At 48.8% G+C, this 24917-nt stretch carries 21 protein-coding genes and 2 tRNA genes; 18 read left to right on the top strand and 5 right to left on the bottom strand.

The window, feature by feature from the left end; translation table 11 throughout:
- The first annotated feature begins 14 nt into the window (after window positions 1-14).
- The 12 genes from rapZ (at window position 15) to T525_RS0109060 (ending at window position 12499) form a co-directional block, all read left to right on the top strand.
- On the top strand, window positions 15-917 hold the full coding sequence (rapZ, locus tag T525_RS0109115; RefSeq protein ID WP_027406946.1) for an RNase adapter RapZ: 903 nt from the start codon (window positions 15-17) through the stop codon (window positions 915-917).
- A gap of 13 nt (window positions 918-930) precedes the next feature.
- Window positions 931-2244: a uridine diphosphate-N-acetylglucosamine-binding protein YvcK gene (yvcK, locus tag T525_RS0109110; protein WP_027406945.1), complete on the top strand. Its 1314-nt coding sequence runs from the start codon at window positions 931-933 to the stop codon at window positions 2242-2244.
- 36 nt (window positions 2245-2280) lie between these two features.
- Window positions 2281-3237 carry a DNA-binding protein WhiA gene (whiA, locus tag T525_RS0109105; RefSeq protein WP_027406944.1) on the top strand — a complete coding sequence of 319 codons (957 nt, stop codon included), beginning with the start codon at window positions 2281-2283 and terminating at the stop codon, window positions 3235-3237.
- Entirely contained in the window at window positions 3234-4040 is an 807-nt protein-coding gene (locus tag T525_RS0109100; protein ID WP_232219208.1) for a polysaccharide deacetylase family protein, read from the top strand. The genes whiA and T525_RS0109100 overlap by 4 nt, the downstream gene beginning before the upstream one ends.
- Window positions 4041-4110: 70 nt before the next feature.
- Window positions 4111-4254, top strand: a complete 144-nt coding sequence (gene scfA / locus T525_RS15920; protein ID WP_071997203.1) for a six-cysteine ranthipeptide SCIFF — start codon at window positions 4111-4113, stop codon at window positions 4252-4254.
- An 81-nt stretch (window positions 4255-4335) separates the two neighbouring features.
- Window positions 4336-5736 carry a thioether cross-link-forming SCIFF peptide maturase gene (scfB, locus tag T525_RS0109090; protein ID WP_027406942.1) on the top strand — a complete coding sequence of 467 codons (1401 nt, stop codon included), beginning with the start codon at window positions 4336-4338 and terminating at the stop codon, window positions 5734-5736.
- A 257-nt stretch (window positions 5737-5993) separates the two neighbouring features.
- Window positions 5994-7007, top strand: a complete 1014-nt coding sequence (gene gap, locus T525_RS0109085; RefSeq protein ID WP_027406941.1) for a type I glyceraldehyde-3-phosphate dehydrogenase — start codon at window positions 5994-5996, stop codon at window positions 7005-7007.
- A gap of 99 nt (window positions 7008-7106) precedes the next feature.
- The gene (gene pgk, locus T525_RS16630; RefSeq protein WP_027406940.1) at window positions 7107-8300 is read left to right on the top strand and encodes a phosphoglycerate kinase; all 1194 of its coding nucleotides are present in this window, start codon (window positions 7107-7109) and stop codon (window positions 8298-8300) included.
- Window positions 8301-8357: 57 nt separating this feature from the next.
- Window positions 8358-9110, top strand: coding sequence for a triose-phosphate isomerase (gene tpiA / locus T525_RS16625; protein ID WP_027406939.1), 753 nt, complete (start codon window positions 8358-8360; stop codon window positions 9108-9110).
- A 19-nt stretch (window positions 9111-9129) separates the two neighbouring features.
- On the top strand, window positions 9130-10662 hold the full coding sequence (gpmI, locus tag T525_RS0109070) for a 2,3-bisphosphoglycerate-independent phosphoglycerate mutase (protein WP_027406938.1): 1533 nt from the start codon (window positions 9130-9132) through the stop codon (window positions 10660-10662).
- 105 nt (window positions 10663-10767) lie between these two features.
- The gene (locus T525_RS0109065; protein ID WP_037325573.1) at window positions 10768-11463 is read left to right on the top strand and encodes an iron-sulfur cluster assembly scaffold protein; all 696 of its coding nucleotides are present in this window, start codon (window positions 10768-10770) and stop codon (window positions 11461-11463) included.
- A 34-nt stretch (window positions 11464-11497) separates the two neighbouring features.
- Window positions 11498-12499 (top strand): GGGtGRT protein, encoded by a 1002-nt coding sequence (locus tag T525_RS0109060; protein WP_027406936.1) that lies wholly within the window; start codon window positions 11498-11500, stop codon window positions 12497-12499.
- Between the two features lie 98 nt (window positions 12500-12597).
- On the opposite strand, the gene T525_RS0109055 is transcribed toward T525_RS0109060, so the two are convergent.
- The 5 genes from T525_RS0109055 to lysA all read right to left on the bottom strand — a co-directional run bounded on the left by T525_RS0109055 (window position 12598) and on the right by lysA (window position 16730).
- A tRNA-Glu gene (locus T525_RS0109055) sits at window positions 12598-12672 on the bottom strand.
- Between the two features lie 99 nt (window positions 12673-12771).
- Window positions 12772-14241 (bottom strand): glutamate--tRNA ligase, encoded by a 1470-nt coding sequence (gene gltX / locus T525_RS0109050; protein ID WP_027406935.1) that lies wholly within the window; start codon window positions 14239-14241, stop codon window positions 12772-12774.
- A 62-nt stretch (window positions 14242-14303) separates the two neighbouring features.
- Window positions 14304-14392, bottom strand: a tRNA-Ser gene (locus T525_RS0109045).
- A 119-nt stretch (window positions 14393-14511) separates the two neighbouring features.
- Window positions 14512-15453: an AEC family transporter gene (locus tag T525_RS0109040; protein WP_027406934.1), complete on the bottom strand. Its 942-nt coding sequence runs from the start codon at window positions 15451-15453 to the stop codon at window positions 14512-14514.
- Between the two features lie 14 nt (window positions 15454-15467).
- Window positions 15468-16730 carry a diaminopimelate decarboxylase gene (gene lysA / locus T525_RS0109035; RefSeq protein ID WP_027406933.1) on the bottom strand — a complete coding sequence of 421 codons (1263 nt, stop codon included), beginning with the start codon at window positions 16728-16730 and terminating at the stop codon, window positions 15468-15470.
- Between the two features lie 207 nt (window positions 16731-16937).
- Here lysA and T525_RS0109030 point away from each other — a divergent pair, with 207 nt between their 5' ends.
- From T525_RS0109030 to T525_RS0109005, 6 genes are all read left to right on the top strand, one after another.
- A complete protein-coding gene (locus T525_RS0109030; protein ID WP_027406932.1) occupies window positions 16938-17309 on the top strand; it encodes a YkvA family protein in 372 nt (123 codons plus the stop codon).
- A gap of 64 nt (window positions 17310-17373) precedes the next feature.
- Window positions 17374-19899, top strand: a complete 2526-nt coding sequence (locus tag T525_RS0109025; RefSeq protein WP_027406931.1) for a DNA topoisomerase 3 — start codon at window positions 17374-17376, stop codon at window positions 19897-19899.
- Window positions 19900-19911: 12 nt separating this feature from the next.
- Window positions 19912-21258 (top strand): hemolysin family protein, encoded by a 1347-nt coding sequence (locus T525_RS0109020; RefSeq protein WP_027406930.1) that lies wholly within the window; start codon window positions 19912-19914, stop codon window positions 21256-21258.
- Between the two features lies 1 nt (window position 21259).
- Window positions 21260-23170 (top strand): ABC-F family ATP-binding cassette domain-containing protein, encoded by a 1911-nt coding sequence (locus T525_RS0109015; protein ID WP_027406929.1) that lies wholly within the window; start codon window positions 21260-21262, stop codon window positions 23168-23170.
- 28 nt (window positions 23171-23198) lie between these two features.
- Window positions 23199-23564 carry a VOC family protein gene (locus T525_RS0109010; RefSeq protein WP_027406928.1) on the top strand — a complete coding sequence of 122 codons (366 nt, stop codon included), beginning with the start codon at window positions 23199-23201 and terminating at the stop codon, window positions 23562-23564.
- A gap of 36 nt (window positions 23565-23600) precedes the next feature.
- Window positions 23601-24878 carry a hypothetical protein gene (locus T525_RS0109005; RefSeq protein ID WP_027406927.1) on the top strand — a complete coding sequence of 426 codons (1278 nt, stop codon included), beginning with the start codon at window positions 23601-23603 and terminating at the stop codon, window positions 24876-24878.
- Window positions 24879-24917: the final 39 nt, after the last annotated feature.

Below are 24917 nucleotides of genomic sequence, written 5' to 3'. Positions count from 1 at the left end.
AGAAGGAGGCTGTTATGGATAGAGATGAAAGAATGGATTTTATTATCGTAACTGGCATGTCCGGGGCGGGCAAAACCCAGGCGTGCCGTTACATGGAGGATGTGGGGTATTTTGTTATCGATAATCTGCCTCCTGTATTTATACCTAAATTTGCTGAGCTTTGCCGTCATTCCGATGGTCATGTAAACAAGGTGGTACTGGTGGTGGATACCAGGAGCCGGGAATTCTTCGATACCTTTATCCACGTATTGGAAAACATGGATAGGGATAATCAGCCCTATGTAATGCTCTTTATGGATGCCTCTGATGCGGCCATTATCCGCCGTTACAAGGAAACACGCCGCCGTCATCCAATGGCCCCAAGCTCCAGAATTCCCGAGGGAGTTGCCAAGGAGCGTGAACGTCTGGCCCCAATCAGAAACAAGGCCACATATATTATTGATACCTCAGATTTGAAGAAAATTGAATTGAAGGAAAAAATCCTGAATATTTTTGCCTCCAAGCCAGGGGACAGACTCAACACAAATGTAATGTCCTTTGGATTTAAGTTTGGTATGCCACTGGATGCTGATCTGGTGTTTGATGTGCGCTTTTTGCCAAACCCATTTTACGTGGAATCCATGCGCCATAAGAGTGGTGCCGTGCCGGAGGTGGGCCAGTATATCGAGCAATATCCTGTGACCAAGGAGTTTGAGAAACATCTGGACAATATGATAGATTTTCTTATGCCCCAGTACGAGAAAGAGGGCAAGACCCAGCTGGTAATTGCTGTGGGCTGCACAGGGGGCATGCACAGATCTGTGTTTATTGCAAAACACATATATGACAGGTTGAAGGACAAGGGATATCTGGTGAATTTGGAGCACCGTGATCTTATGAAAAATGATGTTTGGGAACACGTTCGCGAGGAATGTTAAGGAGTAACAAACAATGAATTTTTTGAAATGGTTGTATCCAGGCATGAGATTCAAGCGCTGGCTGCTGCTGTTTGCCGCCGGTGTTATGTTGGCCAGTCTGGGCATAGCAATTATGTTCAACTACAAATACATAGATAGTATAGAGGAGTCCATATTCTGGGCTGTTTATACCTTCTCCGGGGAATATACCTATACAGCCACGGCGGTTATAGGCTCAGTAATGGTGGTCATTGGCTTTTTGATTATGGCCATGGCGGCCCGTTTTATAATCCAGTCCGTTATCGATGTGGTTTATCCATCATCCTCGGAAAAGCTGGTGGATTTAATCTATGAAAAGCGCATGCTGGGCAAGGGCCCTGCTGTCACCGTAGTGGGCGGCGGTCATGGCCTCAGCGTGTTGCTTCGCGGTATCAAGGAGGTTACCACCAACGTTACGGCGGTGGTTACTGTGGCCGATGATGGAGGATCCTCCGGGCGGCTTCGTGAGGAGCTGGGCATTATCCCGCCGGGGGATATGCGTAACTGTCTGGTAGCCTTGGCTGATAAGGAGCCATTAATGGAGAAACTTTTCCAGCACCGCTTTGGCGGCAGCAGCTCTCTGTCTGGCCATAGCTTCGGAAATCTCTTTATTGCTGCCATGGCGGAGGTAACAGGAGATGTGGAAACAGCTCTGGCTGAATCCTCCAAGGTTCTGGCGGTGAAGGGCCGCGTACTTCCTGCCAGCAAGGAGCACGTTCGACTGGATGCCATTATGGAGGATGGCACCATTGTCTGCGGCGAATCCCACATTCCGGAGGTTCATAAAAGGATTCATCGGGTTAAGCTTTTCCCTGAGCATGTGGAGGCGGTCCAGTCCTCACTGGATGCTATCCGTGACGCCAATGCCATAGTTTTGGGGCCTGGCAGCCTTTATACCAGCATAATGCCAAATCTTTTGGTGGAGGGTATAGGCGATGCCATCTGCCGCAGCAAGGCCATTAAGATTTACATTTGTAATGTTATGACCCAGCCGGGGGAGACCGATGGTTACACCGCCTCCATGCATGTAAAGGCCATTTTGGATCATGCAGGGCGACAGGCCATAGATTATGTTATTGTAAATTCCACTCCTGTTCCGGAGGATTTGGCCCAGAAATACGCGGAAAAGGGTGCTTATCCGGTGAAGGTGGACGATGATGCATTGAATGCTCTGGGGGTTGGTCTTATAAAGGCAGACCTTATAAGCGGCAAGGATGCAATTTACCATGACTCCCGCAAGCTGGCCAGCAGTGTTATGCGGGCAGTTTACGGCATAAAGGCCGGTCTGGACGAAATCAAGAGACATTAAAAGAAAGATTATAAATAGAAGTTTGGTGAGAAAAATATGCCATCTTTTGCAGCTGATGTGAAAAATGAGCTGGCCCACAAACTGGATAAAAAATTATGCTGCCAGACTGCGGAGCTGGCAGCGCTTTTGCGTATGGGTGCCTCCATGACACTGGGGCCAAACATGACCCTGGGGCTGAATTATGTAACTGAAAACGCGGCGGTGGCCAGAAAGACCCTTAGCCTTTTGAAAGCCACCAGTGACGTGCAGACTGAGGTTACTGTAACACGCAGCAAGCGGCTGAAGAAAAACAACCGCTACATGGTTAGGGTGGTGCCCTCTCCTTTGGTGCGTCCCCTGATGGAAAAGCTGGGGATGCTGGGGGAAACGGAGGGTTCCCTGGGCCGGGACAAGGCCCTGCTGAAGAAAGTTTGCTGCCGCCACGCCTATCTTCGTGGTGCTTTTATGGGGGGAGGCAGTATCAACAAGCCTGAGGCGGAGTGCCATCTGGAAATGGTTACTTCAAATTACGGTTTTGCGGACACCATTGCAGGGGTGCTGAAGCGTATGGGCTTTCCTGCAGGCTTTACCGACCGTAAGAACCATTACCTTATATATATGAAGGACGGGGAGGCCATTATGGATTTTTTGTCCATAATCGGCGCGTCCAAATCACTGGAGGAATTTGAGGGAGGCCGCAATCTTAAGGAAGTCCGCAACCAGGTTAACCGATTGGTTAACTGCGAAACTGCCAATCTCCAAAAAACCGTGGACGCGGCCATTTATCAAAATGAGTGCATAAAATATCTAAAGGACGAGGGAAAGCTGGAGGGACTTACCAAGGCCCTCAGAAAGACAGCCCAATGTCGGCAGGATAATCCCGATGCCACATTGGCGGAGCTGGCGGAAATGCTTTTGGTAACCAAGTCCTGTGTCAATCATCGGCTGAGGAAGCTGGTGACCCTGGCAGAGGAGCTGCGGGGGAAAAATAAAGAAAAAGGTGAAGATGATTGAAGAAGTATATGAGGTTTATTAAGATAGCATTATTGGTTGTTGTCCTTGGGGCAGTGGTACTGTTTGCAGGGATTCAGTATCTTTTATCCCAGCCGGCTCCCGAGGGCTTCCCTATTTTGGAGTACCACATGGTACAGGAAAAGAACCCGGACAAGGCCTACGAGTACAATGTACCGCCGGCAGAATTTGAGGCCCAGCTTGATTATCTGGAAGAGCAGGGCTATACCACCATTTCTATAAGGGACTATTTAAGGGCAAAGAAGGGGCTGCAGCAGCTTCCGGAAAAGCCGGTGATTCTCACCTTTGATGACGGCTATGAAACAAACTACACGGAGCTTCTCCCAATCCTGGAAAAGCGGGGACTGAAGGCTACTATTTTTATGGTAGGAAATGACATCGGCAAGGAAAATTACATGTCCTGGGATCAATTGAAGGATATCCAGCACAGGGGAGTTGAAATAGGCAGCCACACTGCCAACCATCTGCCGCTGACAGAAATGGATCTGACCACAGCGCGGGATGAGGTGAAGCTGTCCAAGCTCTTAATGGAATGGAATGGGGTGGATACCATTTATACCCTGTCCTATCCTAACGGCAAATATACCCAGGAGCTGTTGGATATGCTGAAGGAGGAAGAATACCTTGCAGCAGTTACGGGAGATGCAGGCCTTAACACCTTTGATACCAACCCTTATCTCCTCCAGCGCATCAACATTCCTCACCCGATGTTTGGGCTTACGGAATTTAAATGGCGTCTGATAAAGGGCAGAATTATGACCCAGCTGGGAATAAACCAGCATTAAAATTTGCATATAAAGACAAAAAAGGGTAAAATAGCTTAGGACTTTATTTAAGGTGAGGAGGTTACCTAATATGAAGCACATTCAGACTGTAAATGAGCCTACTCTGCAGGCTACAAAGACTTCTGGCGGCTGCGGCGAGTGCCAGGCATCCTGCCAGTCCGCATGCAAGACTTCTTGTACTGTTGGCAATCAGGTTTGTGAAAGCAAGAAATAATTATTAAGCGAAAAGGGCTCCCCGGGAGGGAGCTTTTTTCTTGTGTTTTTAGGAGAGTACAATTTTATTATGAGTAATGAAATGAGCACAAAAATCCACAAATTCGTCCAGAACGGCATGTATATCCTGCTGGATGTGAACAGTGGAGCAGTCCATGTAATCGATAAAATGATTTATGACATAATGGATATTTTTAATGGTGATAATGATAACGAGGTTATAAGTAATTTTAAATCAAAGTATACGGAAAATGATTTGAAGGAGGCTCTGGAGGAACTCCATATTCTCATGGACAAGAACCAGCTTTTTGCCCCTGATATCGATGTTCCCCCAACCTTCAAGGCCAAGGGCCTGGTTAAGTCCCTGTGCCTTATGACTGCACATGACTGCAATATGCGCTGCAAGTATTGCTTCGGTGACACCGGTGAGTACGGCGGCGAGCGTCAGCTTATGGACAGCAAGGTAGGCCGTGCTGCAGTAGATTATATTATTGAGCACAGCGGCCCAAGAAAGCATTGTGAAATCGATTTCTTTGGCGGAGAGCCTCTCATTAATATGCCACTGGTGAAGGATGTTACCGAGTATGTAAGAAAGCGGGAGAAGGAAACGGGGAAGGAATTCAAGCTGACCCTCACCACCAACGGTCTGGCCCTCAACGACGACAATATTAAGTGGCTTAACGACAATAATATAAGCCTGGTTCTCAGCACCGACGGCCGCAAGGAGACTCATGACAACATGCGCCCTGACTGCGGCGGTCAGCCCACCTATGACAAAGTAATGAATAATTTCAAGAAGTGTGTGGATTCCCGTAACGGTGATAATTATTACATGCGTGGCACCTACACCGCAGAGAATCTTGACTTTACCAAGGACGTTGAGGCAATGGCAGATGCAGGCTTTGATATCCTTTCCATGGAGCCGGTGGTTCTGAAGGATTCTCCTTATGGTCTTACTGAAGAGATGCTGCCGGAGATTTTTGCCGAGTATGACAGACTTACTGACTTTTATCTGAAGCGTCATCGTGATGGCAAGGGCTTTTTCTTCTTCCACTTTAATATGGATCTTTCCAACGGTCCATGTGTGGCCAAGCGTCTGGCGGGCTGTGGTGCCGGCCACGAATATTATGCGGTGGCTGCCAATGGGGATCTTTATCCATGCCACCAGTTTGTAGGCCGCAACAAGTACAAGCTGGGCAATGTATTTGATGATCTGGATGAGGGAGCTGAGGAAATCACCCGTTATTTCCGCGAGTCCCACGTAATGAACAAGGAGCGCTGCAAGACCTGCTGGGCCAAGTATTTCTGCTCCGGCGGCTGTCATGCCAACGCAGATCTGTTCCATGACGATATCAGAAAGCCTTACGAGGTGGGCTGTGAAATCCAGAAAAAGCGCCTTGAATGTGCCATAGCGGTTCAGTCTGTCCTGTCCATGGAAAAGATAGGAAAAAAGGAGTATAAGCCGGCCACCGTAAATTGCTGATAAAGGGGCATAAATTATTACTTTATACGGATTGTAAGCTTACTTTAGTATGATACATATTATTTATGCTATACTTAACTGAAGGTTATGAATTTGCGTTGACAAGGCATCTTGAATTGGTGTAATATTAACTTACTTAAAAGATAAGGGACACTAGGATATATGAACGTCATCTGTCTGCCATTCAGGTAGATGGGTGTCTTTTTCTGACGTGTTCTCAAATTATTATCTATATATTTTTAGGGGGTATTTTACAAATGGCAGTAAAAGTAGCTATTAATGGTTTTGGCCGTATTGGTCGTCTGGCATTCCGTCAGATGTTCGACGCAGAGGGTTATGAGGTTGTTGCAATCAACGACTTGACCAGCCCTAAGATGCTGGCTCATCTTCTGAAGTACGATTCTTCCCAGGGTCGTTACAAGTACGCTGACAAGGTAACTGCTGGTGAAGATTCCATCACTGTTAACGGCAAAGAGATCAAGATCTATGCTTGCGCTAACGCAGCAGAGATTCCTTGGGGCCAGCATGATGTAGACGTTGTTCTGGAGTGCACTGGTTTCTACACTTCCAAGGAGAAGGCTTCTGCACATCTGACTGCAGGTGCTAAGAAGGTTGTTATTTCTGCTCCAGCAGGTAAGGACCTCCCTACTATCGTTTACAATGTAAACCACAAGGTACTCACCAAGGAAGACAAGGTTATTTCCGCAGCTTCCTGCACCACCAACTGCCTGGCTCCTATGGCCAAGGCTCTGAACGATCTGGCTCCAATCCAGTCCGGTATCATGGCTACTATCCATGCTTACACTGGTGACCAGATGACTCTTGATGGCCCACAGCGCAAGGGTGACCTCCGTCGTTCCCGTGCTGCAGCTGTTAACATCGTTCCTAACTCCACTGGTGCTGCAAAGGCTATCGGCCTTGTAATTCCAGAGCTGGACGGCAAGCTTATCGGTGCTGCACAGCGCGTTCCTACCCCTACTGGTTCCACTACTCTTCTCTACGCTGTAGTTAAGGGCAATGTAACTGTAGAGCAGGTTAACGAGGCTATGAAGAAGCAGGCTACTGAGTCCTTCGGTTACAACGAGGACGAGATCGTATCCAGCGATATCGTTGGTATGCGTTACGGTTCCCTCTTCGATGCTACCCAGACCATGGTTAGCCCTGTAGGTGATGGCCTGACTCAGGTTCAGGTTGTTTCCTGGTATGATAACGAGAACTCCTACACCAGCCAGATGGTTCGTACCATTAAGTACTTCGCTGAGTTAGGCTGATAATCGTCATCGAAAAACAATAGTTTAAAGATCCATTGAGGTCCGGCCTTTGTTTGGGCCGGACCTATTTTATTGACGGAGGTTTTTATTAATATGGGTATGAACAAGAAAACCATTAAAGATGTAGATCTTAAGGGTAAGAAGGTATTTTGCCGCGTAGATTACAACGTACCATTTGATGAGAATATGAATATCACCAACGATACTCGTATTCAGGCTACCAAGGAAACTGTTAAGTATATGCTGGATCAGGGTGCAGCAGTTATTCTGGCTTGCCACATTGGCCGTCCTACTGAGGCCTGCGAGGACAAGTTCTCCACCAAGCACATCGTTAAGCGCGTATCTGAGGTTATGGGCGTTGATGTTAAGTGGGTTTCTGACTGTGTTGGTCCTGAGGCTGAGAAGGCTGCAGCTGACCTTAAGCCAGGTGAGATTCTCCTCTTAGAGAACCTCCGTTATCACAAGGAAGAGAAGAAGAATGACCCTGGATTTGCAAAGCAGCTGGCTTCCCTGGCTGACATTGCCGTAAACGATGCATTTGGTGTTTCCCACCGTGCTCATGCAGCCAACGTTGGTGTTGCCCAGTACCTTGAGTCCGTTGCCGGCTTCCTCATGGAAAAGGAGATTAAGTTCATCGGCCAGACCCTGGAGGCTCCAAAGCGTCCATTCGTTGCTATCATCGGCGGCGCAAAGGTTTCCGATAAGATTGGCGTTATCTCCAACATGATTGACAAGGTTGATACCATCATCATCGGTGGCGGTATGGCTCATACCTTTGATGCTGCACAGGGCCTGCCAATCGGTAACTCCATCTGCGAGAAGGATAAGTTCGAAGAGGCTCTTGGCCAGCTGAAGAAGGCCAAGGAGAAGGGGGTAAAGGTTGTTCTCCCTGTTGACCTAACCATTGCTGATGACTTCTCTGCTACTGCCAACACCAAGATCGTTGATGTTGATAAGGTTCCAGAGGGTTGGGAAGCTCTGGATTCTGGTCCTAAGACCTGTGATGAGTACGTAAAGGCTCTTGAGGGTGCAAAGACCGTTATTTGGAATGGTCCTATGGGCGTATTCGAGTTCGATGCCTTTGCAAAGGGTACTTTGGCTGTTGCTGAGGCTGTTGCCAAGGCTACCGAGAATGGTGCAATTTCCATCGTTGGTGGCGGTGACTCCATTGCAGCCCTGAAGAAGACTGGTCTTTCCGACAAGATTTCCCATATTTCCACTGGTGGCGGCGCTACTCTCGAGTTCCTTGAGGGTAAAGAGCTCCCAGGCATCGCTGCAATTGCAGACGCATAAAATTGTAAAGTATTAAACTAATAAATATATAGATAATTTGAGGAGGATAAAATTATTATGGCACGTAGACCTATTATTGCTGGTAACTGGAAGATGAACAACACTATTGCTGAGGGCGTTAAGCTTGTTAAGGAGCTGGCTCCATTGGTAGCTGACGTTGAGGCTGTAGATGTAGTAGCTTGCCCAACTGCAACTGCTTTGGCTGCTGTAGCTGATGCTTGCAAGGGTACTAAGATTCATGTTGGTGCTCAGAATGTTCATTGGGAGCCAAAAGGTGCTTTCACCGGCGAAATTTCCACCGGCATGCTGAAGGAAATCGGCGTAGAGTACGTTGTACTTGGCCATTCCGAGCGTCGTGACTACTTCGGTGAGACTGATGAGGGCGTTAACAAGCGTGCTCGTGCTGCTTACGCTGCTGGCATTACTCCTATCATCTGCTGCGGTGAGTCCCTGGAAATCCGTGAGGCTGGCACCTATATCGCTCATGTTGTAAAGCAGATTAAGGCTGCTCTTGATGGCTTCTCCGCTGACGAGGTTGCTAAGCTGGTTATCGCTTACGAGCCAATCTGGGCTATCGGTACCGGCAAGACTGCTACCTTCGAGCAGGCTGAAGAAGTTTGCAAGGCTATCCGTGAGGCTGTAGCTGAAGTATTTGGCCAGAGTGCTGCTGATGCTATCCGTATCCAGTATGGCGGTTCTGTAAAGCCAGCTACCATTAAGGATCTCATGGCTCAGCCAAACGTTGACGGTGCTTTGGTTGGTGGCGCTTCCCTGAAGGCTGCTGACTTCTCCGCAATTGTAAAGTTCTAATTTAGAGGTTGATAAAATAATGGCAAAATTAAAAAATGCACCTGTTGCATTAATTATCATGGATGGCTATGGCAACGGCAAAACCTGTGATCCAAACAATGCTATCCAGATAGCTAAGACTCCTGTTATTGATAGTCTCAGACAGAATTTCCCTTCCACCCACATTCAGGCTTCCGGCGAGTTCGTTGGTCTTCCTGACGGTCAGATGGGTAACTCTGAGGTTGGTCATACCAACATTGGTGCTGGCCGTATTATTTACCAGGCACTGACCCGTATCACCAAGGCTATCAAGGATGGTGATTTCTTCAAGAATGAGGCTCTGGTAAGTGTGGCTTCTGAGGCTAAGTCCAATGGCGGCGCACTGCACCTCATGGGTCTCGTTTCCCCAGGCGGTGTACACAGCCATAGTGAGCATCTCTATGGTCTCTTACAGTTCGCTAAGAACCAGGGCTTCAAGGATGTATATGTTCATGCATTCCTTGATGGCCGTGATGTTGATCCTTCCTCTGCTGCTGAATACGTTGCAGAGCTGGAGTCTAAGATTGCTGAAATCGGCTGTGGTAAGATTGCTTCCCTGTCCGGACGTTATTATGCAATGGACCGCGATAACCGCTGGGATCGTGTACAGAAGGCTTATGAGGCCATTGCATTGGGCAAGGGCGTTGCTGCTGATGATGCAGTAGGCGCTGTTAAGGCATCTTATGCAAATGAGGTAACTGATGAGTTTGTAGTTCCTGCTGTTGTTGGGGACTACAAGGGTATGAAGGATGGCGATGGTGTTGTATTCTTCAACTTCCGTCCTGACCGTGCCCGTGAGCTGACTCATGCATTTACTGATGTTGACTTTGGTGGCTTCGATCGCAAGGCTCTTAAGCTTTCCTTCGCTACCATGACTCAGTACGAGGAAGGCCTTAATGTAAAAGTTGCATATCCGCCTGAGTCCATCACCAACACTCTTGGGGAGGTTATTTCCAAGAATGGCATGACCCAGCTGCGCATTGCAGAAACTGAGAAGTATGCCCATGTAACCTTCTTCTTCAACGGCGGTGTTGAGGAGCCTTATAAGGGCGAGGACCGTATTCTGGTTCCTTCCCCGAAGGTTGCTACCTATGATTTGCAGCCTGAAATGAGTGCTATTGAGGTTACTGACAAGGTTGTGGAGGCCATTAAGTCCGGCAAGTATGATTTCATTATCCTGAATTATGCTAACGGCGATATGGTTGGCCACACCGGCGTTATTGAGGCAGCTGTAAAGGCTGTTGAGACTGTTGATACCTGCGTTGGCCGCTTTGTTGAGGCTATTCGTGAGGTTGGCGGCGACGTATGTATCACTGCTGACCACGGTAATGCAGATCAGATGGTTGACCCTGAGACTGGTGCACCTTTCACCGCTCACACAACCAATCCTGTACCATTCATCGTTGTATCCGACCGCGTAGGCTGGATTGCCAGCGATGGCGCTCTCTGTGACATTGCTCCAACCCTGCTGACTTTGGCAGGCATGGAAATTCCTGCAGAGATGACTGGTACTCCTATGGTCAAGCTTAAGTAATCTGGCTTGCCATTCAGATGTGTTTGAAGGTGTCTGGCGGCCCGGACCTGGCTTTAGGGTCGCCTGCACTGAGTATTATATTATTAGCGAAGAGAGGAATACAAAATGATTTATTATGATAAGCATGTTGAAGACATGACTTGCATTGCAAAAGAAGTAAACCATGGTCCAGCTCCAATTCCTGAAGAGGGCAAATGGGTACAGTCTAAGGAAATTAAGGATATCAGCGGTCTGACTCACGGTATCGGCTGGTGTGCTCCTCAGCAGGGCGGCTGTAAGCTGACTCTGAATGTTAAGGATGGTATCATCGAAGAGGCTCTCATCGAGACCATCGGCTGCTCCGGTATGACCCATTCCGCAGCTATGGCTGCTGAGATTCTCCCAGGCAAGACTATTCTGGAAGCTCTCAACACTGACCTGGTTTGCGATGCTATCAACACTGCTATGCGCGAGCTGTTCCTGCAGATCGTTTATGGCCGTACTCAGACTGCATTCTCTGATAATGGTTTGCCAGTTGGCGCAGGTCTGGATGACCTTGGTAAGGGTCTCCGCAGCCAGGTAGGTACTCTGTACTCCACCAAGCTGAAGGGTGCTCGTTACCTCGAATTAGCTGAAGGTTATGTTACCAAGATGGCAGTTGACAAAGAAGACCGCGTAATCGGTTATGAAGTTGTTCACCTCGGCAAGGCTATGGAAGCTATTGCCAACGGTACTGATGCTAACGAAGCAATCAAGAAGAACACCTCCACTAAGGGCCGTTACGCAGATGCTGCCCGTTACATCGATCCTCGTAAGGAATAATTTGAGATAACGAACAGGAAGGACTGAAAATAAAATGGCATTATTTGAAGGCTATGAGCGCCGTATTGACGGTATTAATGAAGTTTGCAAGAAATATGGTATTGCTTCCATTGAAGCTGCCGCTGATATTTGTAAGGAAAAGGGTTTTGACCCAGCTGCTATCGTAACTGATCTGCAGCCAATCTGCTTCGAGAACGCTAAGTGGGCTTACACTCTTGGTGCTGCTATCGCTATCAAGAAGGGCGTTAAGACTGCTGCTGATGCTGCAAGAGCTATCGGCGAAGGTATTCAGGCATTCTGCGTACCTGGTTCCGTTGCTGATCATCGTAAGGTAGGTCTGGGCCATGGTAATCTGGCCGCTATGCTCCTCACTGAGGATGCAGAGTGCTTCGCATTCCTGGCTGGCCACGAGTCCTTTGCTGCTGCTGAGGGTGCTATCGGTATTGCTCAGACTGCAAACAAGGTTCGTAAGAACCCTCTCCGCGTAATCCTTAACGGCCTTGGTAAGGATGCTGCCCAGATTATCTCCCGTATCAACGGCTTCACCTATGTTCAGACCCAGTATGACTACAAGACTGGCAAGGTTAATGTTGTTAAGGAAGTTAAGTACTCTGACGGCCCTCGTGCTGCTGTTAAGTGCTATGGTGCTGACTCCGTTCCAGAGGGTGTTGCTATCATGCATCTGGAGAAGGTTGATATCTCCATCACCGGTAACTCCACTAACCCTACCCGTTTCCAGCATCCAGTAGCTGGTACTTACAAGAAGGAGTGCACCGAGCAGGGTAAGAAGTACTTCTCCGTTGCTTCCGGTGGCGGTACTGGCCGTACCCTGCATCCAGATAACATGGCTGCAGGTCCTGCTTCCTATGGTATGACCGATACTCTCGGACGTATGCATTCCGATGCACAGTTCGCTGGTTCTTCTTCCGTACCTGCTCACGTTGACATGATGGGCCTCATTGGTGCTGGTAACAACCCAATGGTTGGTATGTCTGTTGCTGTTGCAGTTGCTGTTGCAGAGGCAATGAACAAGTAAGATTTGCTTACATAATAAAATCAGGGCTTCCGCTTTTGCGGAGGCCCTTTTTGTATGTAATAAAAAAGCCCAAGGCGAAAGCCTTGAGCTGAATTTTCTGGTGACGCGTAGGGGATTCGAACCCCTGAAGCCGCCGTGAGAGGGCGGAGTCTTAACCACTTGACCAACGCGCCGTTGACAAGGAATATAATACCTCTTTTAAGGCATCTTGTCAAATATTTTTAAAAAAGTTTTTGGAACTTTATTATTTATAGGTTTATTTGTCTGCAGGATTAGCCCTGAACCTTGTCAAGACCAAGCTTTAAACGCTTCATGGATTCTTCACGACCCAGGAGGTAAAGAAGCTCGGTTACACCGCCTGGAGTAACTTTCTGGCCGGAAAGGGCAATACGGGCAGGCCACATGAAGGTGCCCATCTTGATGCCGCTGTCAGCAACTCCTGGCTGAAGTACCTCATCAATACCCTCAGGAGTCCAGGTCTGTACCTTTTCAAGAACATCAATAACTACAGGAAGGATTTCAGCGGCCTTCTCAGGAGTAACCTTGTTGCGCTTGTTATTGAAAAGATCCACATCGTAATCCGGCAAATCCTTGAAGAAGCCAATCTGCTCTGGAATTTCATTGAAGCGGCTTACTCTGGTCTTCAGGAGAGCTGCAAGGTAGGCCCACTTATCACCAAGGGATTCGGCAATAATGCCCCCAAAGGCACTTGATTTCTTGGCAAAGTCCTCGTCGCTCATGGCCTTGAAATACTCGCCGTTTACCCAGTCCAGCTTGTTGTAGTCAAATACAGCAGGGGACTTGCTGAGTCCCTCCAAAGAGAAGCGTTCAATAAGCTCCTCCATGGTGAAGATTTCCTGCTCGGACTTAGGGGACCAGCCCAAAAGTGCCACATAGTTGGTAATGGCCTCCGGGAGGTAACCCATTTCCACCAGCTGGCTGAAGCCAGTGGCACCATGACGTTTGGACAGCTTGGAAACGGAGCCGTCCTCGTTCTTGCCCATTACAGGCGGAAGATGGATAAATACAGGAGGCACCCATCCCAGGAACTGATACAGCAGCACGTGCTTAGGGGTGGAGGTAATAAACTCTGTACCACGGAATATATGGCTGATGTCCATAAGATGATCATCGATGACATTTGCAAAATTATAGGTAGGCATGCCGTCACGCTTAAGGATAACCTGATCCTCCAGAGTGTCACAGGCGATGGTAATATTGCCGTGAACCACATCATGGAAGGTAACCTCCCCGGTGAGAGGCATCTTCTGGCGGATTACATAAGGTCTGCCCTCAGCCAGATACTGGTCGATGACGGACTGCTCCAAATCGCGGCAGGCACGGTTGTAGCCACCAAAGCTCTTGGCGTCTCCCGCCTCCTGGGCTGCGTGCTGTTCCTCGCTGCAGTCATTGCAGAAGCAACGATAAGCGTGGCCCTTTGCAATAAGCTCCTCTGCGTACTTCTTGTAAATATCCAGACGCTGGCTCTGGATATATGGACCGCAGTCACCGCCGATATCAGGACCCTCGTTAGGAATGATGTTGGCTGCCTTTAAGGTATTCTGAATGAATTCCACTGCATCAGCCACGTAACGCTTCTGGTCAGTGTCCTCGATGCGAAGCAGGAAATCACCCTTTTGGGACTTGGAAAAAAGATAACCGTAAAGGGCGGTACGAAGATTACCGATGTGCATGTAGCCGGTTGGGCTTGGTGCAAAACGGGTACGAACGCGATTTGACAAAATTACTCCTCCTAAAAAAAGAGATTGCTGGTGAGCAATCTGTAAAATACATTAAGTGTTGCTGGCAGAGAGGGTGGGATTCGAACCCACGGAGGCTATGAACCTCACTTGATTTCGAGTCAAGCACCTTCGACCACTCGGACACCTCTCCATAGCATTGTTATTTAGATGGATACCATCTGCATAACAGAGATATTATACACTAAAATGGGCTTAAAATAAAGAAGCAAGATGAAAGCACAGGGGATTTATTTACAATAGAAAAGGGGCTTAGATAAGCCCCAAGGTCTTTCCCAGGAAAATCCAGCCGAAAATGGTGAAGCAGGACAGTCCCGATGTCATTATTATGCAGTTGCCTGCCAGCTCATAGTCACTGTCCATTTGCTGGGCCATGGTGAAGCCCACCACAGCACATGGTGCCGCAAAGACAGTCATAAGGGAGACAAGCTCAATATTTCGATAACCCAGCCACACAGCTATAGGTAAAATAATTGCCGGAGCTATTACAAGTCTTCCCAGAGTACACAGCATTATTGAAAGATGGTCCTTCACAATGCTGGAAATGGTAAAGGAGGCTCCCAACAGAATCAAAGCCAGGGGAGTGGTGGCACTGCCCACCTGAAATATTGGCTTTAAAATGGCATTGGGCACCACTATATGGCAAAGGTTGAATATTATACCAATAACGCAGCCCAGTATCATAGGATTATGGGCTATACCCAGCAGCACAGGCTTCAGCTTTATCTCATTGCCCCGGAAGGTTTCAAAAATGGTTACGGCCAAAACGTTATACAGAGGTATAACCACTGTAATGAGCATGGCGGTTATGGCAATTTTATCATAGCCATAAAGATTGGCGGCCACGGGAATTCCGATAATGATGAAATTACTGCGGTAGATGGAATGTATCATGGCCCCGCGCCGCTTGCCATCCTGTACCAGCCTGCACACAATAAGGGCGGCTATGGCCACAGTGGCCAGAATTGCAACGAAGGTGAACATCAGCAGCTGCGGCTGAAAGGCGATGCTGAAATCCGCCTGATACATATTCTGGAACAGGAGGCAGAAAAACAAAATTTTAAATACCAGCTTGTTCACATGGGCTATTTCCTCCTGGGTGAGAAGCTGCATCTTTTTTGCCAGCAGTCCCAGTCCTATAAGAATGGCTATGGGAAGAACTGCCTCCAGAGAAACTATAAAATTACTGTACATTAATTATCCCAGCTTTACTTCATAATTGCCCCATCAAAACCGGTGAGTGTGGCGAAGTAATCATCAAGGGTTTCGGCCCGGCGGATCATTTCCACACTGCCGTCCTCACGTAATAACAGCTCAGCACTTCTCAGCTTGCCGTTGTAGTTAAAGCCCATGGAATGGCCGTGGGCTCCGGTGTCGTGAATAACGATACGGTCACCCATATCGATTTTCGGAAGCTGACGGTCAATGGCAAACTTATCGTTGTTTTCGCACAGGGAACCGGTTACATCATATACATGGTCCTTAGGGGCCTTTTCCTTCCCCACAACAGTAATATGGTGATAAGCACCATAAAGGGCAGGGCGCATGAGATTGGCCATGCAGGAGTCAAGACCAATGTAGTTTTTGTAGGTGTGCTTTTCATGAATAGCGGTGGACACCAGATAGCCATAAGGGCCGGTAATGGCACGGCCGGATTCAAAGCAGATGGCACACTTGCCCAGGCCTGATGGCACCATGATTTTGTCGTAAAGCTTATGAATGGCCTCTCCCACTTCCTCCAGATTGACCTCCTCCTGGGAAGGCTCGTAAGGAATGCCAATGCCGCCACCCAGATTTACAAACTCCAGGGTGATGCCCAGCTTCTCCTTGATTTCCTTGGCCAGATTGAACATGATGGAGGCAGTAAGGGCGAAGCCCTCGGTTCTCAGTTCGTTGGAAATTACCATGCAGTGAAGGCCAAAACGTTTTACCCCGCGGTCCTGGGCCATTTTGTAGGCCTCCAGTATCTGGTCGTGGGTAAGGCCGTACTTTGCCTCCATTGGCTTGCCGATAATATCGTTGCCGGCAATAAGATTGCCAGGATTGTAGCGGAAGGACATGATCTTTGGCATACCCGCATGCTTTTCCAGATACTCAATGTGTGTAATATCGTCAAGATTGATAACTGCCCCCAGCTCAATGGCCTTTTGGAATTCGTCTGCAGGGGTATCATTGGAGGTGAGCATTATCTTTTCACCGGTAATGCCCGCAGCCTCGGAAAGACACAGCTCAGCCAGGGAGCTGCAGTCAGAGCCGGCACCCTCCTCAGCCAGAATCTGCATAAGCTTTGGATTTGGAGTGGCCTTTACAGCAAAATGCTCCCTGAATTCAGGAGCCCAGCTGAATGCTTTGAAAAGACGGCGGATATTGGCCCTGATTGCCTTTTCGTCATAAATGTGAAATGGCGTAGGGTACTTTGCAATAATTTCCTCCAGACGCTGCTGGGAAATTGGGAAAACCTTTTCTTTCATAAACAAGCCCTCCATATTTAAATTGGTAATTGATAAGCACTATTAATTACATAGATAGTATAAATTGTCATAGAAAATATGTCAATTATATATTTTTTGTTATATTAGGATTATTTACTGTTGGTTTTGTGGTATATGTTGAAAATATGGTAAAATACAAAGATAGGCAAGTATATTATTGTAGCAAGTTCAGAGGGAGATGAATTTATGAACCGGCTCTTTATGATCTTTCGTATGATACGCAAGGACATTGTGGTAATGCTCTTTGCTCTTATAAATCGTCGTACCCCAAAGGCTTTCCGTCTGGCCATATTGGCGGCCATTATTTATTTCGTCAGTCCAATAGATATTGTACCCGATGCAATTCCTGCAGCGGGGCTGGTGGACGATGCGGTAATAGTGCCAGCTATATTGGCGGGGCTGCGTCAGCTTTTGCCCCCGGAGGTACTGGAGGACTGTGAGCACAGTGCCGGACATTATGGGAAATTTCTGCCCATGGTGGTGGTAATTGCCACCATATTGCTGTTGTTATGGACCTTCCTGGTGGTATATGGAATTTACAAGCTGATTTTTACTTAATAAATATTTAAAGCGATAAAGAAATAAAAAGATAAAGAAAGTTTTTATTCGAGAGGTTTTTACAGTGCGTTTATATATAGCAGAGAAGCCCAGCATGGGTGCTGAAATCGCCAAATGCCTTCCGGGGCCAATGCGCCGGGGGGACGGCTTTATTGAAACCAAGGGGGGCGTGGTTACATGGGGATTTGGCCATATTTTAAGGCAGGCTGAGCCCCAGGAGTACGATGAAAAATATAAAAGCTGGCGGGCTGAGGATTTGCCAATAGTTCCTACGGAGTGGAAGCTGCTGGTGGACGATTCCTGTGCCAAGCAGTTCAATATAATAAAGGGACTTATAGACAAGGCCGATGAAATTGTTCACGCCGGTGACCCGGACCGTGAGGGACAGCTCCTGATTGACGAGGTGCTGGATTTTGTGGGGAACACTAAGCCCGTAAAGCGCATTCTCCTGAATGCCCTTGATGAAAAGAGCATCAAGGAGGCCAACAGCGCCCTTAGGGAAAACAGCGAATTTTTCAATCTGAAGCAGTCAGCTCTGGCCAGAGCCCGGGCAGACTGGCTTATTGGCATGAATTTGTCCAGGGCCTACACATTGGCGGCACAGCGGGCAGGCCACAGAAGGTTGGTGCTTCCTGTGGGACGTGTCAAGACTCCTACCCTTGCATTGGTGGTAAGGCGGGAGCGGGAAATAGAAAACTTTAAGCCCGTGGACTATTACACCATAAAGGGCAAGTTCCACCATGAAAACGGTGATTTTTATGCCGTGTGGAAGCCAAAGGATATTCAGGCGGGGCTGGACTCTGAGGGGCGTCTGGTGGACAAGGCCGTGGCGGATGCCAAAATGGCAGAGTTTTTGGAGGCCCCTACTGACGGGATAATTTCCGCATATACAAAGAGCAAGAAGCAGGAGCAGCAGCGATTGCCATTTTCCCTGTCATCACTTCAGGTGCTGGCGGGAAAGCGGTTTGGCTATGACCCACAGCAGGTGCTGGATACGGCCCAGAAGCTTTATGAGCGCAAGCTTACCACCTATCCACGTTCCGACTGCGAATATTTGCCAACGAATCAGTTCAAGGATAATGGGGCTATTTTGAAAAATCTCCAGAATTTCGGGGATGAGCAGCTGGCCAAGTGGGCCGCTGGGGCGGACAGCACCATTAAGAGCCGTGCCTGGAATGACAAGAAGATATCAGCCCATCACGCCATTATCCCTACCCGTGTTCCGGCGGGGGCGGACAAGCTGACGGCGGTGGAGCGAAATATTTATTTCCTGGTGGCCCAGGCCTATATTGCCCAGTTCTATCCTGTGCATACCTATAATCAGACAAAAATTGAGATAGATTACAAAGATGAGCTCTTTACTGCCAGCGGCAGGGTGGAGCTTGACCTTGGCTGGAAGGCACTTTATACTTCCCAGTCCAAAGAAAGAACGGAGGACAACAGCGACAGCGGGGAAAACAATGAGGAGGATGACAGTGCATCACTGCCCCTCATGAAGAAAAAGGATGGGGTAACATATCTTGAGGGAGAAATGAGCCAGAAGGCCACCAAGCCTCCTGTGAGATTCACCACCTCAACACTGCTGGCTGCCATGAAGGATATTCATAAATTCGTCAAGGACCCGGAGTCCAAGAAGAAGCTGAAGGATGTGTACGGCATCGGCACGGAGGCCACCAGGGCCACCATTATAGATGACCTTATCCGTCGCAAGTTTATGAACCAGACGGGGAAAAAGAAGTACCTTCAGCCAACCCAGTCCGCTTATATGCTGATTGATGCAATGCCGGAGGAGCTTTCCTATCCGGATTTCACAGCCATTTGGGAGGACAAGCTTCATTCCATGGCTGACGGAGACGGTTCTTTGGGGGACTTTATCGACAATCAGGTGAAATTTACCACGGAGCTTTGCAACAAGGCCTATGGAGCCAGACTGCAGGTGGCCTCCACCACAGAGGGGGGCGAGGCAGCCAGTGTGTGTCCGCGGTGCAAAAGCGGTGTGCTGGTAAAGCGTCATGGCAAAAACGGGGATTTTTGGGGCTGTTCAGCCTTTCCAAAATGCCGCATGAGCTGTGATGACAAGGATGGTAAGCCTGATTTTGAGGGGGCAAAGGCCCGTGTCCAAAGCCGCAACAGCGGAGTTAAAGGCTCCTACGGCGGTGGTGGCACACAAATCAGAACGGCCGCTGCATCTGCCACTTCAGCTGCCACCTTTGATGATGCACCATTCGGCAATCCTTATATCAGCGAGGAGGAAATGGCGGCCTTCAACCAGGAATTCCAGCTTATGGATTCCTTTACGGCCTCCGGCTCAGCTGGTTACAATGAAAAAGTGCCTTCCTTTGGAAAGCCACGCAGCAGCGGAAATAAAGGTAACTGGGGCAAGGATGAGCCAAAGGCTTCGGCGGCACCTATGGAGCATTTAAATGGCGAAACAGCAGGGGCTGATTCAAAATATTTGTGTCCAAAGTGCCGGGAGGGCAGCTTGCGTCGTATCAAGGGAAGAAACGGCAATTTCTGGGGGTGCAGCAACTATCCCCGTTGTACTGCCACCTTTGATGACGAAAAGAACATGCCTGTTTTTAATAACTAGGAGGAAATTTTCTTGGATATAACAGAGATTATAATTAAGCTTATAATCATAGTAATATTGGTGGGGCTTAACGGTTTTTTCGTGGCTTCGGAATTTGCCATTGTTAAAATGCGCATGTCCCGTTTAAATTCCATGATAGAGGCCGGGAACCGGCGGGCTATTTACGCCAAGCCATTGGTAGAGCACGTTGATGTGTCCTTGTCTGTGACTCAGCTGGGCATCACTCTGGCATCTCTGGGCCTTGGCCTTTTGGGAGAGCCCACCATCAGCCGCGTGCTGGAGCCGGTATTTGAATTTATAGGCCTTGGGGGAACCCTGGCCACAACCATATCCTTTATTATCGCCTTTTCTCTGGTTACAGCGGCCACCATTATTATTGGTGAGCTGATACCGAAAAATGTGGCTATCCAGCAGGTGGAACGGGTAATGATGGCAATAGCCTTCCCCTTGATGTTTTTCCAGAAAATCATGTACCCCTCTGTGTGGGTGCTGAACAAGGTAGCTGTGTTTGTGGCCAGATTATTCGGTATTGATATTTCCAACAATGGTGACGAGGTGGCCCATACAGAAGACGAAATCAGACGCCTTATGGAGGAAAGCCACAAGCAGGGATATATTGACAAAACAGAGCTGGATTTTGTGGACAACGTATTTGACTTTGCGGACCGTAACGTCCGTGAAATCATGATTCCCCGCACCGATATGGTGTGCCTCTATCTGGAGGACAGCTTTGAAGAAAATATCAAGGTGGCCATGGAGGAGCACCTTACCCGTTATCCTGTATGCGGTGAGGACAAGGACGATATAGTAGGCTTTTTGCACATTAAGGATTTAATGCAGTCACTTTACAAACGCCGACGTCCTGTACTGAGGAAGCTGGTGCGCCGTACTTTGGTGGTGCCGGAAACAATGAAGATCAGCATGCTTCTTAAGATGATGCAGAAACAGCGTTCCCAGCTGGCCATTGTGGTGGACGAATATGGCGGCACATCCGGCATGGTTACCATTGAGGACGTTATTGAGGAAATCGTGGGTGAAATTCAGGACGAATTTGATCAGGAGCGTCCTTCCATCGAAAAGCGCTCCGACCTTATTTATTCCATTGATGCCATGCTCCTTTTGGAGGAGGTCAGCGATATTTTTGAAATGGAAATTGAGGCGGACAACATTGATACCATTGGGGGATGGCTCTACAACAACGTACAGTCACCACCTATGATAGGCATGAAATCCACCTGCGACAGCGTGGACTTCTTCGTGGAGGAAATCGACAACCTGCGCATTACCAGAATACTGCTTCAGTTAAGGAAGCCACTGGTGGAGGACCACCCGGAGATAAGCGCCGAGGAGGAAATATAACTTGGTTTTGACAGTGGAGGAGCTGGGCAAGAGCTACGGTGAAAAGGTCTTGTTCAGTCACGTAAATCTTAATGTAAATGAAAACGATAAAATCGGTATCGTGGGCATAAACGGCACGGGCAAGTCCACCTTTTTGAAGACGGTGGCCGGGAAGCTTACAGCTGACACGGGCAATATGGTAACCATGCGAAATCTTCGCATCAGCTTTTTGGAGCAGTCCAAGGATTTTGACATGGAAAACACCGTGCTAATGGAGGTATTTAAGGATGATAGCCCTCTTATGAGTGCCCTCCGTGAATATGAGTCAGCTCTGGCCAAAACCGGGGCGGGAGATCAGTCCCAGGAGGTTCAGCAGGCACTGGTTAATGCCTCTGCCAAAATCGACAGCGTCAACGGCTGGAACATGGAAAATGAGGCCAAGACCATACTTAACCATCTTGGAATTCACGATTTCGAGGCCAAGGTGGGGAGCCTGTCCTCCGGTCAGCAAAAGCGCATGGCTTTGGCCACGGCCCTGATTCAGCCCTGTGATTTGCTGATTTTGGACGAGCCCACCAACCATCTGGACAGTGAAACCATTGGTTGGCTGGAGGAATATCTGGCCCACTGGAAGGGTGCCCTTCTGACGGTAACCCATGACCGTTATTTCCTTGACAGGGTAACCAACGGCATACTGGAATTTGACAAGGGACGCACCTACAGCTACGATGGCAATTATTCCCAGTATTTGGAGATGAAGGCAGCCCGCATTGAGCAGGAGGAGGCGGGAGAGCGAAAGCGTCAGAACTTCCTCCGTAACGAGCTGGCCTGGATACGCCGTGGGGCCCAGGCCCGCAGCACAAAGCAGAAGGCCCGCATTCAGCGCTATGAGCAGGTGCGGGACCAGAAGGTGGACCTTAACCGCAATCAGGTGGAAATCGGCCTTGCAGGCAGCCGTCTGGGGAGAAAGATTATTGAGATGGAAAATGTCACCTATGAATGGGAAGGGAAAACCTATATTAATGATTTTACCTATACTGTCCTCAGAAATGACAGAATCGGCATTTTAGGGGGGAATGGCACGGGAAAATCCACCCTCCTTAACATAATTGCGGGGCGTCTCCAGCCCACCAGCGGCGTGGTGGACATTGGCCAGACCGTGAAACTGGGGTATTTTGCCCAGACAAATGTGGAAATGGACGGACGCCTCAGGGCCAAGGAGTACATTCAGGAGGCAGCCCATTATATTACCATGGCTGATGGCACCAAGCTGTCTGCAGGCCAGCTTATGGAGAGATTCCTTTTCCCGCCGGATCTGCAATGGACGGAAATATCCCGCCTGTCTGGAGGGGAAAAGCGGCGTCTCTACCTTCTCCGCATTTTAATGGAGGAGCCAAATGTATTGCTTTTGGATGAGCCCACCAACGATCTGGATCTGGACACCATGGCAGTGCTGGAGAATTTTATAGAGGACTTTAACGGCGCCATTATCTTCGTGTCCCATGACCGCTTTTTCACTGACCGCATGGCCAAAAAGGTCTTTGTATTTGATGATGATGCTCATGTGCAGATTTACATGGGTGGCTATTCCGACTACAAGGAAAGGGCCGACGCCCAGGCGGCAGAAAAGCTGCAGCTCCAGCGTCAGACTGAAAGGGCCAGGGCCGCCGCAGCACCAGCCCCGGAAAAGGCCAAGCCAAAGAGCAAAAGCCGGGGCCTTAGCGCCAATGAGGCCAGGGAATATGGAGAAATTGAGGCGGTTATTGCCAGCAAGGAAAGTGAGCTGAAGGTGGTGGAAATGCAGATGACCATCAACGGCTCAGATTATGATATGCTGCGGGAGCTTACGGAGGAACAGGACCGCCTTTCCGCCGAGCTGGACAAGCTTATGGACCGCTGGGCTTATCTCGGGGAAAAGGCCCAGGAATCTTGATTATATTTTTTTATAAGGAGTTTTTTACATGAAATTTACCATGGCACATAGCAGTATTGCAGTTAAGGATGTGGAGCGTTCCGTGGAGTTTTATAAAAAGGCTGTGGGCCTTAAGGTCAAGAGCGTCAAGGACCTGCCTCATATTAACCTCACCTATATGGTGGATGAGGAGGACTCCGGCTATGAGCTGGAAATCACCCTTAAGAAGGACCACGAAGGTGAGTACAATTTAGGGGAAAACCCTGTACATCTGTCCTTCTGGGTGGATGATTACAAGGGGGCCCTGGCCATGCATCAGGAAATGGGCTGTGTTTTAAGAGTGGTGGAACCGGCGGGAATTCACTTTATTCAGGATCCTGACGGCTATGTAACGGAAATAATGCCAAAGGCTTGATTTCTTTATAGAAGGACTTTAAAGGGGGTGTACGGGGTGGCTTTTAATGAGAACTTGTACAAGGAAATAATGGAGGAGCTGGAGGCCAGCCAAGAATTTATAACCGAGGCGGCGGGGGCTTTTCGCTGGGATTTGGAGCAGGGATTAAAGAAAAGTGAGTATTCCTCTCTGGCAATGCTGCCATCCTTTATCGGCCTTCCCGAGGGCAAGGAAAAGGGTGAATTTCTGGCCCTGGATTTTGGGGGCTCCAATGTGCGGGCTTCCGTGGTGCGCCTCCTGGGCAACAGCAATTTTGAGGTGCTGAACTGGGTGGAAAAGCCCCTGGTTACAGCGGAATATAATCTCCTTAACAGCTCCGCCACATCAGAGGCACTCTTTGATTTTTTGGCAGAAACGGTGGGAGAAGCTGCAGAAGGAAATAAGGACAGGGAATATTATCTTGGCCATACCTTCTCCTTTGGCACTGAACAGGAGGATATCAACACTGCCAGACTCATTAAATGGGCCAAGGAAATTGCAGTGCCTGGAGTTGAGGGGGAGGATGTAAACGCTCTCCTGAGGGAGGCCCTGGTTCGCAAGGGCTATGCCAACATAAAGCCAGTGGCTATTTTAAATGACACGGTGGCCCTGCTTTTGGCTGCTGCTTACACATATCCCGATACCCGCATTGGGTGCATTTATGCCACGGGGTACAACACCTGCTACATGGAGGTTATGCCCGATGTGGGAAGACCCGCCTGTATCATTAATACAGAATCCGGGGGCTTTTCCAAGCTGATGCCAAGCAAATGGGATCTGGAGCTGGACAGGGCTTCTGAGCAGCCGGGGCGTCAGCGTCTGGAAAAAATGGTATCGGGAAAATATATTGGGGAGCTCTTTAGCAGGCTTATCAAGGAAGTTTTCGGATTAACGGAAAAGCCATCATTTTCCGCCGTGGATATGTCCGCCATAATGGAGGATTCCGTCAGGGCTGGGGAAATTTTTGGCACTGTCTTGGGTGATGGGGCCAGTGATAGTGAAGTAATTGAAAAGCTCCGCCAGCTGGCCAAGGCCATTGCCATCCGTTCTGCCCGTATTGTGGCCGCCTCCTGGGCCGGGACCCTCTGGCATTTGGCGGGAAGCAGCAAGGTGGAGCCGCAGCACATAGCTGTGGATGGTTCCCTGTATCAGCACATGCCTTACATACAGGAAAATGTGAGACGTGCCCTTTATGAAATCATGGATGAAGAAGCAGGCGGTCTGGAACCGGTTCTGGTGAAGGACGGGTCAAGCATTGGTGCCGCTATCGCCGCGGCCGTTGCAACCTGCCGTTAATAGTGATAAGCTAGTATATATAGGGTAAATCAATTTTCA

This window comes from Anaerovibrio sp. RM50, assembly GCF_000622005.1.
GTDB lineage: Bacteria > Bacillota > Negativicutes > Selenomonadales > Selenomonadaceae > Anaerovibrio.
The sequence above is the reverse complement of the archived record's forward strand: the minus strand, read 5'-3'. Positions and strand labels throughout refer to the sequence as shown.